Raw genomic sequence first — 14,086 nt, forward strand, 5'->3', positions numbered from 1 at the left:
GGGGGCTTACGCCTTCTCCGCCGGCTCGGTCTTGTTGATCACCTGGGCAATGGTGCCGCGGATCACGCGAACCTTGACGCCCTCGGCGATCTCGACCTCGACTTCCTCGTCGTCCTTGACCTTCGACACCTTGCCGATCAGCCCGCCCTGGGTGACGACCTGATCGCCACGGCGCAGGCTGTCGACCATTGCCTTGTGCTCTTTCATCTTCTTCTGCTGGGGACGGATCAGCAGGAAATACATGATCGCGAAGATCAGGATCAGCGGAACGAACGAGCCGAAAGCGCCCATGGCGCCGCCACCGGCCGCTTGCGCGAACGCAGGTGTTGCAAACATGTGAAATTCCCCTCTTGGCGGGCGCGGAAACGGCCCGGTTCTCGGTTGGCGCGCACCCTATTGCGTGGCCTCTGGCTTGGCAAGGCGCGCGGCTTGCCGCTTCTAATGGCCGCGCGGGTCGGGCATAGCAAGGGCCATGTCGACTCGTTTTGGCTCTGCCCTCTGCCTCGCTCTCCTGCTTGTGATGGCGCATCTGCCCGCCCACGGGCAGGCCGTCCCGCTAAGCGATGCCGACCATGTGGCGTGGCGCGCGGTGGGGCGGGTCAACGTCGCGGGGCTGAAACGCCGGGTGATCTGCACCGGCACGCTGATCGCGCCCGACAAGGTGCTGACGGCGGCCCATTGCCTGTATGGGTTGGGCCGCGGGCTCTTGGCCTCGCCGGCGGATGTGCATTTCGTCGCCGGATGGCTGAAGGGCGGCTATGCGGCCCATCGCACCGGCGTCGCGATCCAGATCTTTCCCGGCTACACCCCCGGCAAAAGCACCACCCCCGAACGGCTGGCCGCCGACATGGCCATCGTCACGCTGGAGGCGCCGATTGCCTCTGCCGCCGCGCGCCCCATCGCCCCCGACCCCGACGCCCGGCCAAAGGGGCGCTGTCGATCATCGGCTACCGGCGCGACAGGCCCAATGCACTCAGCCGCCTGTCGGGCTGCAATATCCGCGCGGCAGAGCGGCGTCTTCTGGGCCTCGACTGCCCGGTGACCTTCGGCACCTCCGGCGCGCCGGTCTTGGCCGAGACGGACAAGGGCTGGCGGGTGATCGGTGTGGTCTCTGCCGGCAATAACGGCGACGGCCCGGTGCGCACCATCGCCGCCCGGCCAAGTGCTGCTTTCCTGAACGCGCCCTGAGGGGCGGGCGAAAAGTTTCGCATGCGAAACAGATTGATAGGGGGTTAACCGGAGGGCGTCGCAAGACGGCCCCCGGGCCAAACCCGCCCCCCCTGTGCCAAGGGCAGCGCCCGACCCTGGGAGGGCGCCGCGGCACACCCGAGCAAAGCGCTTTATCCCGAAAGCCCGAACGACCTGCCCGCAGCGAACGCCGCCGCCACAGCGCCCTCCCGCCCCAAGGGTCGGGCGCGGCCCGGGCTGGTCGCCCGCGCCAAGCGTGGGGGATCGCCCGCCCTCGCCCACCCACGCGGGCCCGGTGGCGCCGCAGCCCGGTCGCCCGATTGGCCGCACCTGTGCCCGGTTCACAGGGGCAGGGTGTTTGGGCAAGCTGTGGGGGACGTGACCACCGGGGGCGATGATGACCGGCAGACTGAAGACATTCCGGGATTGGTTGTCCTGCCTGTGGCGGCCGGATTTCGCGCGCTGCACGGGCTTCGGGCTGATCGTCCGCGCACTCGTCCTGCTTGTCGTCCTTGCGCTTCTCTCGATTCCGCTGCTTGCGCTCCTGTCACTCATCGTCCAGTTCGTGCTGGCGACCCTGCCGTATGAGGCGATCCGCAGCCTTCTGAACCTGCCCGAAACGGGCACCGTACTCGACAAGTTCAGCCCGTTTAAATCAGGGAAGGCCGAGGTCGATCAGTTCGAGGCGATCCGCAATATCGGCCTTGGCCTTGCCGCGTTGATCGGCGTGCCCTTCCTAATCTGGCGGTCCGTGGTGGCGCAGGCGCAGGCGGACACCGCGCAGCGGCAAGCGGATCTGGCCGAACAGGGGCTGATCACCGACCGGCTGACCAAGGCGGTGGAGGGGCTGGGGGCGATGAAGACCGTCAAGCGGCAGCGTCGGGATGACGACGGCATCCTGCTCTATGCCAAAGGCGGGGACGGCGAACCGGACACGGCCCAACCGCTGATCGAAGAAGTTACTGAACCCAATATCGAGGTCCGCATCGGCGCGATCTATGCTCTGGAACGCATCAGCAAGGACAGCGACCGCGACCATGCGAACATCATGGAAATCCTGTGCGCCTATATCCGGGAGAATGCCCCGGCGAAGGATACGAGGACGCCAGAGCAGGACGGGATCGCCCGGTGGAGGAGTTGCCCCAAAACGCCCCTGACGACAACCGGAACGCATACCTGAAGGCCATGGAGGACCGCACAGAGAAATTGAAGGCCTGGGCAAGAGACCTCGCCCCGCCCCGCAGTGATGTCCGGATCGCGCTGGAGGTTATCGGGCGGCGTGCGGCAAACCGGATCGTGTTGGAAAAGGCGGAAAACTACCGGCTCGACCTTCGGAAGGCCAACCTGCAAGGCGCCGAACTGAGGGGGGCACATCTGGAGGGGGCCGACCTCTGGGAGGCGCGTCTGGAGGGGGCCATCCTCAGTGGGGCGCATCTGGAGGGGGCCATCCTCAGTGGGGCGCATCTGGAGGGGGCCAGCCTCGGGGAGGCGCATCTGGAGGGGGCCTTCCTCGGGTGGGCGCATCTGGAGGGGGCAAACCTCGTGTGGGCGCGTCTGGAGGGGGCCAACCTCGTGTGGGCGCATCTGGAGGGGGCCAGCCTCGAGGGGGCGCGTCTGGAGGGGGCCGGCCTCGTGGTGGCGCGTCTGGAGGGGGCCTTCCTCGAGGGGGCGCGTCTGGACAATCGCACATCCTTCACGGCGGCTACTCTCCGAGGTGCCGCCGTGAAGGATGTGGATTTTACACCAATAGCACTCACACAGGATCAGATCGACTCCGCCTTCGGCGATGGCTCCACCAAACTCGGCAATCTGAAGCGCCCCGCGCACTGGCCCAGCGCCGACCTCAACGGGCACGAGTTCGAGGAAGAATGGCGCCGCTACCTCTCCAACCCCGCCTCTTACGTCCCTCCGCAAGATCGGGCATAACCCCCGCGACTCCGACACCACCCCGAGGATACTCCCATGCACGACATCCGCGCCATCCGCGAAGCCCCTGACGCGTTCGACGCCGCCCTTGGCCGCCGGGGGCTGGCGCCCGTGTCGCCGGATATCCTTGCCATAGATGCCGAGCGGCGGGCCAAGATCCTCGCCGCGGAAACCGCGCAGGCGGAGCAGAACAAGGCGTCCAAGGAAATCGGCAAGGCCAAGGCGTCGGGCGATGAGGCGGCGTTCGAACGGCTCCGCGCGCTGGTCGCCGACAAGAAGGCCGAGGTCGCCCGCCTGAATGACGAGGCCAAGGCCGAGGATGCCCGCCTGACCGACATGCTGATGGGCCTGCCCAACCTGCCGCTGGCGGATGTGCCCGACGGCGCGGACGAGGCCGACAATGTCGAACGCCACCGCTGGGGCGCGCCGCGCGAGTTCACCTTTGCGCCGAAGGAGCATTACGACCTGGCCGGCGTCAAACCGGGCATGGATTTCGAGACGGCGGCGAAGCTTTCCGGCGCGCGGTTCGTCGTGTTGAAGGGCGCGGTCGCGCGGCTGCACCGGGCGCTGGCGCAATTCATGCTGGACACCCATGTCACCGAGAACGGCCTGACCGAGGTCAACGCCCCCGTGCTGGTCCGCGAAGAGATGATGTACGGCACCGGGCAATTGCCGAAATTCGGCGAGGACAGTTACCTGACGCGCGAGGGCTGGTGGCTGATCCCGACATCGGAGGTCACGCTGACCAACACCGTCAATGACACGATTCTGGACGAGGCCGACCTGCCCCGCCGGATGACCGCCCATTCCCTGTGCTTCCGGTCAGAGGCTGGCAGCGCCGGGCGCGACACCGCCGGCATGCTGCGCCAGCACCAGTTCGAGAAGGTCGAGATGGTTTCCATCGTGCACCCCGAAAAGGGCCGCGAGGAACATGAGCGGATGACGAAATGCGCCGAGGGGATCCTTGAAAAACTCGGCCTGCCCTATCGCACCATGGTGCTGTGCACCGGCGACATGGGCTTTGGCGCGCAGATCACCCATGATCTGGAGGTCTGGCTGCCGGGGCAGAACACCTATCGCGAGATCTCCTCGGTCTCGCTGTGTGGCGATTTCCAGGCGCGGCGGATGAATGCGCGCTTCCGGCCACAGGGCGGCAAGCCGGAATTCGTGCATACCCTGAACGGCTCCGGCCTTGCCGTGGGGCGCTGCCTGATCGCGGTGCTGGAAAACGGGCAGGAAGAGGACGGATCGGTCACCCTGCCCGAGGCCCTGCACCCGTATCTGGGCGGCAAGACGCGCCTGACCGCAGAGGGGGAGTTGGCCTGATGGACCCGATCAAGGCGGTCTTCGTCTTCGTCGCGACGCTGTTTTTCGTGATCTCGGCGGTCTATCCGGGCGGGTTCACGGGGTTCGAACCCGACCAGTTCCCGGTGCCGCAGGACAACCCGCCGGTGCAGCCCGCGGGCTATGCCTTTGCGATCTGGGGGCTGATCTATGTCTGGCTGACGGTCTCGGCCGTGTTCGGCATGGTCAAGCGCGGGACGGACCCGGTGTGGGAACCCGCGCGCCTGCCGCTGATCCTGTCGGTCGGGCCGGGCGCGGCGTGGATCGGGGTGGCGCAGATGTCGCCGCTCTGGGCCTCGGTCCTTTTGTGGTGGATGCTGGCGATGGCGCTTTGGGCGCTGGCCCGCACGCCCTTCGTGGACCGGTGGTGGTATCAGGCGCCCTTGGCCGTCTATGCTGGCTGGCTGACCGCGGCAAGCTGGGTGTCGGTGGGCCTTTTGGGCGCGGGCTACGGGTTGGTTTTCGGAGAGGTCATCTGGGCGCTGATCGCATTGGCCGGGGCGCTGGTGACGGGTGCGCTGGTCCTGTTGTGGCTGGATCGGGCGCCGGAATACGGGGCCGCGCTGCTTTGGGCGCTGGTGGGCGTCGTGGTGGCCAACCTTCTTGCCGTGCCGGTGGTGTCGATTGCCGCGATTGCGGGCATCCTGCTGATCGGGCTGATGACGGTGCGCGCGGCGACCTGAGACAAGGCCCCTGCGCTGGGATATTCAAGTGTCGGCTTCAGTTTCGCCGTAGCCGAAAGCGCGGAATCGAGGGGCGTCAGCCCCGCCGCGCCATCGACGGGCCAACCCCACGGCCCGGCGATTTGGCAAAACCCGCGCAACGCCCAAATGTTCGACGGAAATGGCGTCATAAAGGACACCGATCCACCGTCGGATCGCCGCGCCCCGGCCCGTCGATGGCGCGGCTCCGCACAACGATCTGAAGAACGGCCTTGTCAGGCGGGCGACCGACCTTACCCGCCCGCCGGCCCCTTGCCCAGATGTTTACGCAGCCGCGAGGGCGTGGATTTCTTGCGGCCCTTGAAGGGGTTCTTGTCGCCCTGCCCGCGGAAGTTGAGCCGAATCGGCGTTCCGGGCATGTCGAAATCCTCTCGCAGGCCATTGATCAGATAGCGGCGATAGCTTTCGGGCAGTTTCTCGGGGATGGAGGCCATGACGACGAATCCGGGCGGCCGGGTCTTGGCCTGGGTCATATAGCGCAGCTTGATCCGCCGTCCGCCGGGCGCGGGGGGCGGGTGCATCTCGACCATACCGGCCAGCCAGCGGTTCAGCTTTGCGGTGGGCACGCGGCGGTTCCAGACCTTGTAGGCGGACAGGCACGCATCATGCAGCCGGTCGAGCCCCCGGCCCGTCAGTGCCGACACGGTGACCAGCGGCGCGCCGCGCAATTGCGGCAGCAGGCGGGCAAAGTCTTCTTTCAGCGCCTTCAGCTTGCCCTGCCGGTCGTCCTCCAGATCCCATTTGTTGATCGCCACGACGACGGCGCGGCCCTCGCGCTCTGCCAGGTCGGCGATCTTCAGGTCCTGCGCCTCGAACGGGATCTGGGCGTCCAGCAGGACCACCACGACCTCGGCGAATTTCACGGCGCGAATCCCGTCGGACACCGACAGCTTCTCGACCTTGTCCTGCACCTTGGCCTTTTTGCGCATCCCGGCGGTGTCATACAGGCGCACGGGCGTGCCCTGCCAATCCTTCGACACCGAAATGGAGTCGCGGGTGATCCCGGCCTCGGGGCCCGTCAGCAGGCGGTCCTCGCCCAGAATGGCGTTGATCAGGGTGGACTTGCCCGCATTGGGGCGGCCCATGACTGCGATCTGCAAGGGGCGCGCCGGGGTCGGCATGCGCAGGGTTTCGCCCTCGTCCTCGCCGTCATCCTCGATATCGACATCGGTTTCCGGCGCGGCCTCGGCATCGATCTCTGCCTCGGCATCCTCGATCAGGGGGGCAAGGGCGGTGTAAAGCTCCCCCAGCCCCTCGCCATGTTCGGCGGACAGGCGGATCGGTTCGCCAAGGCCCAGCCCGTAGGCCTCCAGCACACCGGCATCGGCGGCGCTGCCTTCGCCCTTGTTGGCGGCAAGGATCACATTGGCGGATTTCCGGCGCAGGATCCCGGCAAAGACCTCGTCATCGGGCAGAACGCCCGCGCGGGCATCGATCAGGAACAGGCAGGCATCGGCCATGCCGACGGCGCGTTCGGTCAGCGCCCGCATCCGGCCCTGAAGGCTTTCATCGGTGGCCTGTTCCAGACCGGCGGTATCGATCACGGTAAAGCGCAGATCGCCCAGCCGCGCCTCGCCCTCGCGCAGATCGCGGGTGACGCCGGGCTGGTCGTCGACCAGGGCCAGGCGCTTGCCGACCAGGCGGTTGAACAGCGTCGACTTGCCCACATTGGGGCGGCCGACGATGGCAAGGGTGAAACTCATTCGTGCCTCCAGCACGCAGCAAAGGCGATCCGCCTACACCAATCCGCGGTCAACGGAAAGCGTGGAGTTCCCCGCGCGCGGACACCACGTAAAGCGTGCCACCCGCCACGACCGGACGAGATGCCGCCCCGCCGGGCAGATCGACCTCGGCCAGCAGCGCGCCGCTTTCGGGGCTGAAGGCACGCAGGAACCCGTCGCTGGAGGCCACCCACAAACGCCCGCCGGCCAGGATCGGCCCGTAATGGGCATAGATCGCCTTGCGCCGATGCACCTTCTTCTTGGTGAAATAGGGCAGATCCATCGACCAGATGGTTTCCCCGTTGCGGGCGTCCAGCCGGATCAGCTTGTCCTCGTCCGACATCAGGAACACCGACCCGGCGACCGGCAGAACGCTGCCATAGGCGCCTTCCTCTGCGGTCCAGATGCGTTCCCCGTCGGTGGTAGAGACCGCAACGGCGCGGCCCGCCTGGTTGGCGGTATAGACGACCTTGCCCGCGATCACGGGATCGGCGGTGATGTCGTTCATGTTGGCATAGACAAAGCCCCGGCGCTGGCCCGCGACGGTGGCCGCCCAGACCCGCACCCCGCTTTGCCGGAGCGTCGCCACCAGTTCGGCCGAGGCGAACGGGAAGATGGCCAGCCGGTCGGACACCGCGGGAGAGGCCCCGCCGATCATGCCAGAGGGCGCAGGCGTTCCGGGCAGTTGCCACAGGACGCGGCCGTTCGATGCCTTGACTGCCCAGGCGCGATTGTCGCGGCTGACGATATAGACGATGCCGTCGCGATAGGTCGGCGCGCTTGTCACCGGCGCGTCGGTGCGCTGGGTCCACAGCTCCTTGCCCGTTTCGGGGTCGAGCGCGACGAGCGTGCCGAAACCGGTGGTCACGAACAGCCGCCCGTCACCGAAGGCCAGCCCCCGCCAGAGGCATCGCCCGTGCGTTCGCCGGGCAGGGTCAGATCCCGGTTCCACAGTTCAGCGCCGCCGGTCGAGACCGCAGTGACGCGGCTGCGCGAATCCATCGCGAAGACCCGCCCGCCCGCGATCACCGGGGTGGCCGTGATCCGGTGGCGGCGCTGGTCGCCGGCCCCGATCGACGTCGACCACAGGCGCGTGGGCAGCGCGGCCAGCGCATCATGGCCTGCAAGATGCATCGCGTTGCCGCCCAGTTGCGGCATGTCGGCGCGCGAGACCTGTTTCGGCAGCGTGATCTTGCGGCTCTGGGTCCGGGGCTCTGCCGCGGTGTCGGCGGTTTCGCCAAGCACGGCCTCGCGCACGCCGAAGCGTTCGCCCTCCAGAATATCCTCTTTCGGGCCGCAGGCGGTCAGCGTGGCCAGAACCGCCAGAATTCCAATCGTCCGGCCGTATGTCACAATACACGCCCCCACTGAAACGGCCATCGGCGCGGCCGCGATTTGCCCCGCGGCTCAGCCCGCATCCGGCTCTCCGCCAAGGGCCACGATCAACTGAGCCGCCCGCTGGCGCAAGCCCGGGCTCGCCTCGGCATCCTGGATCAGCGACTGAAGATATTCGATCGCCTTGTCGCCGTTGCCGGCGTCGATTTCGGCCAGCGCCATCTGTTCCAGCGCAAGCGGACGATAGGGCCGGCCCGGTTCGGCCAGCGGGGCCAGCATCGCCAGCCGCTCTTCCGGCTTGAAGGTGCGGCCTTCGATCATCACCAGCTTCAGTGCGGCCAACTGGGTATAGCGCACCGGCAGGGTTTCATCCTCGGCCACCGACCGCAGCGCCGCGGCACCGGAGGCGGGCATTTCCCCCGCTTTCAGCAGGGACAGAAGGGCCGCCGTCTCTCCCTCTGCCGACAGGGCGGTCAGCGCGTCGATCCGGGCGTCCCGGTCGGGTTTTTCAAGGGCTGCGTAGATCGCATCGCCCAACGCCTCTGCCCGCGCCTGATCGCGGGCGCGGGTCCACTCCCGATAGGATGTTCCGGCCACGACCAGCACGACCAGGGCGATCGCGATCCAGCCATAGCGGCGCATGAACGCGAACAGACGGTCGCGGCGCACCTCTTCGGTCACTTCCTCGATGAAACTGTCGGATTGAGTCATGGCTTCCCGTTCGGACGCTGCGTGAACATGCACCGCGAAATGCGCAGCACATCTCCGCTCTCTTACCGCAGGCGGCGCAGCCTTGCCAAGCCCGCGTGCACCCTGCCCGCGTCCACTTGCGATGCTTGTGTTTTTCACCTAATTTGAACCAATCGGTTTACCCAGCCGTCGCAACGATAAGATCCGTCCTGTGTCCGCCTGTGGCGACACCCGGAAAAAGCGGACCTGACAGGACGAGGTCCGACAGGAGTTTTGCGGAAAAGGTCGTAACGTTCATGCGTTGGATTTCAATGCTCACCGCCATGCTGGTGACGCTGTCGCTCTACCTGCTTTTGATGGAGCGGGAGAGCGTGATGGCCTTTGCCGGTGCCCAGCCCGCGGCAGAGCCCGACACCGCCGCCAAGGTCGATACCCTGCGCCGCGTGTCCGTCGTCGCCCAACGCAGCGTTGCGCGGCCGTTTGCGGCCCATGTTCTGGTGCGCGGCCAGACCGAAGCGGCGCGCGAGGTCGATGTCCGCGCCGAAACCGGCGGGCGCGTGATCTCGGAACCCTTGCGCAAGGGCGCAACCGTGGCCGAGGGCAGCGTTCTGTGCGAGCTTGATCCCGGCACGCGTGAGGCCAGCCTTGCCCAGGCCGAGGCCGCACTGGCCGAGGCGAAGGCCCGCCTGCCCGAGGCCGGTGCCGGTGTCACCCGGGCCGAGGCGCAACTGACCGAGGCGGAAATCAACGACCGCGCGGCCCGGCGCCTGTCGGAGGAAGGCTTTGCATCCGAAACCCGGGTTGCGGCCACGGCCTCGGCCGTATCGACGGCGAAGGCGGCGCTGGTCTCGGCCCAGGCCGGGCTGGAAGCCGCGCAAACCGCGATCCGCACCGCCGAAGCATCGGTTGCCGCGGCCCGGAAGGACATCGAACGGCTGACGATCCGCGCGCCCTTTGCGGGCGTTCTGGACAGCGACGCGGCGGAACTTGGCGCGCTCATGCAGCCCAGTTCGCTTTGCGCCACGGTGATCCAGCTTGACCCGATCCACCTTGTCGGCTACGTACCCGAAACCGAACTGGGCAAGATCCAGCCGGGCGCTCTGGCCACCGGGCGGCTGGCCTCTGGCCATACGGTTCAGGGCGTGGTCAGCTTCATCGGGCGCATGGCCGACACCGATACCCGCACTTTCCGGGTCGAGGTCGAAATCGACAACAGCGATGGCATGATCCGCGCCGGGCAAACCGCCGAAATCCTGATCGCCGCGCCGGCCCAAAACGCGCATCTGCTGCCGCAATCGGCGCTGACGCTGGACGATGCCGGGCGGCTGGGTGTCCGGCTGGCGGCCGATGGTGACGTGGCGCGCTTTGCCCCCGTCGAGGTGTTGAACGACACGCTGGAGGGCATCTGGGTCCAGGGCCTGCCGCAAGACGCCAACGTGATCGTCGTGGGGCAGGAATTCGTCTCTGACGGGGTGCCGATCCGGGTCACCCAGCGCGAGGGCCGGCAATGACGGGCATCGTCGACTGGGCCGCGTCGCGCGCGCGCATGATCGTGGCCCTTGTGATCCTGTCGCTTGTGGCCGGGGTTATGGCGTATGTGAACCTGCCCAAGGAAGGCGAGCCGGATATCGAGATCCCGGCGCTTTTCATCTCGGTCCCCTTCCCCGGCATTTCCGCCGAGGATGCCGAGAAGCTGTTGATCGAGACGATGGAGACGGAGCTTTCCGATCTCGACGGGCTGGACAAGATGGAGGCGACGGCGCGCGAGAACTATGCCGGTGTCGCGCTGGAATTCGAATTCGGCTGGGACAAGACCAAGATCATCGCCGATGTCCGCGACCGGATGAACACCGCCGAGGCCAAGTTTCCCGACGGGGCCGAGAAATACACGATCAACGAGATCAACTTCTCGGAATTCCCGATCATCATCGTGAACCTGTCGGGCCCGGTGCCCGAACGCACGCTGATGCAGGTGGCGCAGGATTTGCAGGACCGTCTGGAAGGGCTGGAACCTGTGCTGGACGTGGTGCTGGCCGGCCATCGCGACGAGATGGTCGAGGTCATCATCGACCCGCTGCGGCTGGAATCCTACAACGTCACCGCCGGCGAACTGGTCAACGTCGTGGTGCGCAACAACCAGTTGATCGCGGCAGGCGAAGTCGACGCACCGGGCGGCACCTTCTCGGTCAAGATCCCGTCGTCCTTCGACGAATCGCAGGACCTTTACAACCTGCCGGTCAAGACCAATGGCGACCGGGTGGTCACGCTGGGCGATGTGGCCGATATCCGCCTGACCTTCGAGGATCGGACCTCCACCGCGCGCTTCAACGGGGAGCCGACGATTGCGCTCCAGATCGTCAAGCGCAAGGGCTACAACATCATCGACACCTCGGCGCTGGTGAAGGAAGAGCTTGCCAAGGCCCAGGCCGAATGGCCCGCCGATCTGCGCGAGGCGGTGATTGTCGGCACCTCGAACGACCAGTCGACGACCGTGGCATCCATGGTGCGTCAGCTTGAAGGCTCGGTCCTGACCGCCATCGCGCTGGTGATGATCGTGGTGCTGGCCTTCCTTGGCACCCGGTCTGCATTGCTGGTGGGCTTTGCGATCCCGTCCTCCTTCCTGTTGTGCTTCGTGCTGCTGGGCGTGATGGATGTGGCGGTGTCCAACATCGTGATGTTCGGGCTGATCCTTGCGGTGGGCATGCTGGTCGACGGGGCCATCGTTGTGGTGGAATATGCCGACCGCCGGATATCCGAGGGCACCGGCCCGATGCACGCCTTTGCCGAGGCCGCCAAGCGGATGTTCTGGCCCATCGTCAGTTCGACCGCGACCACCCTGTGCGCCTTTCTGCCGATGCTGTTCTGGCCCGGGGTCCCCGGCGAATTCATGGGGCTTTTGCCGGTCACGCTGATCTTCGTTCTGTCGGCCAGCCTGATCGTTGCGCTGGTCTATCTGCCGGTCGTCGGCGGCGTGGCGGGGCGGTTTTCGCGCATCCTGTGGCGGGTCACGGCGCGGGTGCGGCCCCTGCCCGTGGTGCTGCGCGCGGGGCTGATGGCGGTGGCGCTGGGGCTTGTCTTCCTCGGCTCGATGCAGATGCTGAACCCGGCCTACCTGATCCCGGCCGGGGGCGACGGCGCAATGGCGATCCTGCCCGGCGTCGTGATCTTCACCCTTGGTCTGGTGGCCAGTTCCATCGCGGTCAACAGTTTCCGGACCTTGCGCAAGACGCCGGTGAAGGCCGGCTATCGCCGCACGCCCATCGGCCATCTGATCAAGTTCATCGCGGGCAACCCGATCATGCCGGTGCTGACCATCGCCGGGGTGCTGGCCTTTGTCTTTTCGGTCTTCACCTATTTCGGGCAGCACAACAACGGGGTGGAATTCTTCGTCGCTTCTGAGCCGGAACAGGCCATCGTCTATGTCCGCGCGCGGGGCAACCTGTCGCTGGAGGAAAAGGACGCGCTGGTGCGCGAGGCCGAAGATATAGTGCTGGCCGAACCGGGCATCCTGAACGCCTTTTCCTTTGCGGGCGACGGGGGGCTGAACCAGAATACCGGCGGCGCCTCGCCCCCGCTGGACACGATCGGCCAGATCCAGCTAGAGCTTGTCCGGTGGGAGGATCGATCCCACGACCCCTATCTTGACGGCGATCTGGTCCTTGAACGGATCGAGGCGCAGCTTTCGGAACTGCCCGGGATCGAGACCGAGATCCTGAACCTGTCCCGCGGGCCGGCCTCGGCCAAGCCCGTGCATCTGCGGATGAAGGGCGACGATTGGGACAGCGTGACCCAGGCCGCCGAAACCGTCATCGCGAAATTCGAGGCCACCGAGGGCCTGCGCGATATCGAGGACACGATGCCCCTGCCCGGGATCGACTGGCAGATCAATGTCGATGTCGAAAAGGCCGGGCGCTTCGGCGCCGACGTGGCCACCGTGGGCGAGATGGTCAAACTGGTGACCCGCGGCATCCTGCTCGACACGATGCGGGTGCCGACCTCGGACGAGGAAATCGACATCCGCGTGCGCCTGCCCGAACCCGACCGGGTGCTGGCCACGCTGGATACGCTGAAGGTGCGCACCGATCAAGGCCTTGTGCCGCTGTCGAACTTCATCACCCGGACGCCGGTGGAGAAACTCGGCCGCATCAACCGGGATGAGGGCAAGCGCTATTTCGACGTCAAGGCAGCGGTGGAAAGCGGGCTGGTCAATGAAAACGGCCAGCCGATCAACGACAACGAACGGATCGCCCGCCTGACCGAGTGGCTGGACACCGGCCCCCTGCCCGCCGGGATCGAATGGGAATGGACAGGCGATCAGGAGGACCAGAAGGAATCCGGTGCCTTCCTGTCCAAGGCCTTCGGCGCGGCGCTGGGGCTGATGTTCATCATCCTGCTGGCGCAGTTCAACAGCCTGTACAACGCGGTGCTGGTGCTGCTGGCGGTGGTGCTGTCGACCACGGGCGTGCTGATCGGGATGCTGGTGATGAACCAGCCGTTTTCGATCATCATGACCGGGACCGGCATCGTGGCGCTGGCCGGGATCGTGGTGAACAACAACATCGTGCTGATCGACACGTTCCAGGAATATGCCCGCTATATGCCGCGGATCGAGGCGATCATCCGCACGGTCGAGATGCGCCTGCGCCCCGTTCTGCTGACAACCGTCACGACGATGGCGGGCCTGTCGTCGATGATGCTGGGGGTCAGCTTCGACTTTCTCAATGGCGGCTATTCGGTCGACAGCCCCACGGCGCTGTGGTGGAAGCAACTGGCCACGGCGGTGGTCTTCGGCCTGGGCATCGCGACGATGCTGACGCTGGTCTTCACGCCCTCGCTGCTGGCCCTGCGGGAATGGTTCCGGGTGGGCGCCTATGGTTCGGCCCGGCGGCTGAGCGCCTTCATCGGCGGGCCGGACAGCCGCGCCAGCCGCGACATGGCCCTTGCCGAGGCCGCCCGACGGTTGGGATCGCCGGAATTGCTGTGGACGGAAGACGACCTTGCCGCCGGTGACGCAGAAACGCTGGAAGAGCGGATGCTGGACCGGCGGAGCCCGGGCGGGCCGCTGCGGGCGGCGGAGTAGCGCGATACTTAACCCACACAGAGCGCCAGAGAGTCCGACACCCATTATTTCGGCCTGAAACCGCAAGTGAGGAAACGGAC

The 14,086-nt window shown here is 66.6% G+C and carries 13 protein-coding genes; 8 read left to right on the forward strand and 5 right to left on the reverse strand.

Annotation, left to right across the window (positions count from 1 at the left end; genetic code table 11):
* Positions 1-6 precede the first annotated feature (6 nt).
* Positions 7-336, reverse strand: a complete 330-nt coding sequence (gene yajC, locus RGUI_RS01240) for a preprotein translocase subunit YajC (protein WP_172841052.1) — start codon at positions 334-336, stop codon at positions 7-9.
* Positions 337-472: 136 nt separating this feature from the next.
* On the opposite strand from yajC, the gene RGUI_RS01245 reads away from it, so the two are divergent.
* The 6 genes from RGUI_RS01245 to RGUI_RS01265 all read left to right on the forward strand — a co-directional run bounded on the left by RGUI_RS01245 (position 473) and on the right by RGUI_RS01265 (position 5,141).
* On the forward strand, positions 473-1,042 hold the full coding sequence (locus RGUI_RS01245; RefSeq protein WP_081531390.1) for a trypsin-like serine protease: 570 nt from the start codon (positions 473-475) through the stop codon (positions 1,040-1,042).
* Positions 1,039-1,188: a hypothetical protein gene (locus RGUI_RS21055; protein WP_156882832.1), complete on the forward strand. Its 150-nt coding sequence runs from the start codon at positions 1,039-1,041 to the stop codon at positions 1,186-1,188. The genes RGUI_RS01245 and RGUI_RS21055 overlap by 4 nt, the downstream gene beginning before the upstream one ends.
* Before the next feature lie 397 nt (positions 1,189-1,585).
* Positions 1,586-2,368, forward strand: coding sequence for a hypothetical protein (locus RGUI_RS01250; RefSeq protein WP_156882833.1), 783 nt, complete (start codon positions 1,586-1,588; stop codon positions 2,366-2,368).
* A gap of 5 nt (positions 2,369-2,373) precedes the next feature.
* Entirely contained in the window at positions 2,374-3,114 is a 741-nt protein-coding gene (locus tag RGUI_RS01255) for a pentapeptide repeat-containing protein (protein ID WP_081531392.1), read from the forward strand.
* Between the two features lie 36 nt (positions 3,115-3,150).
* Positions 3,151-4,440 (forward strand): serine--tRNA ligase, encoded by a 1,290-nt coding sequence (serS, locus tag RGUI_RS01260; protein ID WP_081531393.1) that lies wholly within the window; start codon positions 3,151-3,153, stop codon positions 4,438-4,440.
* Positions 4,440-5,141, forward strand: a complete 702-nt coding sequence (locus RGUI_RS01265) for a hypothetical protein (protein ID WP_081531394.1) — start codon at positions 4,440-4,442, stop codon at positions 5,139-5,141. Before serS ends, RGUI_RS01265 begins: the two co-directional genes overlap by 1 nt.
* 272 nt (positions 5,142-5,413) lie before the next feature.
* Here the strand turns inward: RGUI_RS01265 and der are convergent, their stop codons facing one another.
* The 4 genes from der to RGUI_RS01280 are packed head-to-tail and all read right to left on the reverse strand — an operon-like array spanning position 5,414 to position 8,947.
* The gene (gene der, locus RGUI_RS01270; RefSeq protein WP_081531395.1) at positions 5,414-6,883 is read right to left on the reverse strand and encodes a ribosome biogenesis GTPase Der; all 1,470 of its coding nucleotides are present in this window, start codon (positions 6,881-6,883) and stop codon (positions 5,414-5,416) included.
* Positions 6,884-6,932: 49 nt separating this feature from the next.
* Positions 6,933-7,769: a PQQ-like beta-propeller repeat protein gene (locus tag RGUI_RS21990; protein WP_253798732.1), complete on the reverse strand. Its 837-nt coding sequence runs from the start codon at positions 7,767-7,769 to the stop codon at positions 6,933-6,935.
* Positions 7,766-8,254: a hypothetical protein gene (locus RGUI_RS21995; RefSeq protein WP_253798735.1), complete on the reverse strand. Its 489-nt coding sequence runs from the start codon at positions 8,252-8,254 to the stop codon at positions 7,766-7,768. The genes RGUI_RS21990 and RGUI_RS21995 overlap by 4 nt, the downstream gene beginning before the upstream one ends.
* A 54-nt stretch (positions 8,255-8,308) precedes the next feature.
* Positions 8,309-8,947, reverse strand: coding sequence for a hypothetical protein (locus RGUI_RS01280; protein ID WP_081531396.1), 639 nt, complete (start codon positions 8,945-8,947; stop codon positions 8,309-8,311).
* Between the two features lie 275 nt (positions 8,948-9,222).
* Here RGUI_RS01280 and RGUI_RS01285 point away from each other — a divergent pair, with 275 nt between their 5' ends.
* Together RGUI_RS01285 and RGUI_RS01290 are read left to right on the forward strand one after the other, a co-directional pair.
* Positions 9,223-10,437 (forward strand): efflux RND transporter periplasmic adaptor subunit, encoded by a 1,215-nt coding sequence (locus RGUI_RS01285; protein ID WP_081531397.1) that lies wholly within the window; start codon positions 9,223-9,225, stop codon positions 10,435-10,437.
* Positions 10,434-14,006 carry an efflux RND transporter permease subunit gene (locus RGUI_RS01290; RefSeq protein WP_081531398.1) on the forward strand — a complete coding sequence of 1,191 codons (3,573 nt, stop codon included), beginning with the start codon at positions 10,434-10,436 and terminating at the stop codon, positions 14,004-14,006. The genes RGUI_RS01285 and RGUI_RS01290 overlap by 4 nt, the downstream gene beginning before the upstream one ends.
* The last annotated feature ends 80 nt before the right edge of the window (positions 14,007-14,086 follow it).

The organism is Rhodovulum sp. P5 (genome assembly GCF_002079305.1).
Lineage (GTDB): Bacteria > Pseudomonadota > Alphaproteobacteria > Rhodobacterales > Rhodobacteraceae > Rhodovulum.

Bases quoted from the DNA above. Each gene is read 5' to 3' on its own strand.
- yajC (WP_172841052.1), bottom strand. From the start codon at position 336: ATGTTTGCAACACCTGCGTTCGCGCAAGCGGCCGGTGGCGGCGCCATG.
- RGUI_RS01250 (WP_156882833.1), top strand. From the start codon at position 1,586: ATGACCGGCAGACTGAAGACATTCCGGGATTGGTTGTCCTGCCTGTGG.
- RGUI_RS01255 (WP_081531392.1), top strand. From the start codon at position 2,374: ATGGAGGACCGCACAGAGAAATTGAAGGCCTGGGCAAGAGACCTCGCC.
- RGUI_RS01280 (WP_081531396.1), bottom strand. From the start codon at position 8,947: ATGACTCAATCCGACAGTTTCATCGAGGAAGTGACCGAAGAGGTGCGC.
- RGUI_RS01285 (WP_081531397.1), top strand. From the start codon at position 9,223: ATGCGTTGGATTTCAATGCTCACCGCCATGCTGGTGACGCTGTCGCTC.
- RGUI_RS01245 (WP_081531390.1), top strand. From the start codon at position 473: ATGTCGACTCGTTTTGGCTCTGCCCTCTGCCTCGCTCTCCTGCTTGTG.
- serS (WP_081531393.1), top strand. From the start codon at position 3,151: ATGCACGACATCCGCGCCATCCGCGAAGCCCCTGACGCGTTCGACGCC.
- RGUI_RS01265 (WP_081531394.1), top strand. From the start codon at position 4,440: ATGGACCCGATCAAGGCGGTCTTCGTCTTCGTCGCGACGCTGTTTTTC.
- der (WP_081531395.1), bottom strand. From the start codon at position 6,883: ATGAGTTTCACCCTTGCCATCGTCGGCCGCCCCAATGTGGGCAAGTCG.
- RGUI_RS01290 (WP_081531398.1), top strand. From the start codon at position 10,434: ATGACGGGCATCGTCGACTGGGCCGCGTCGCGCGCGCGCATGATCGTG.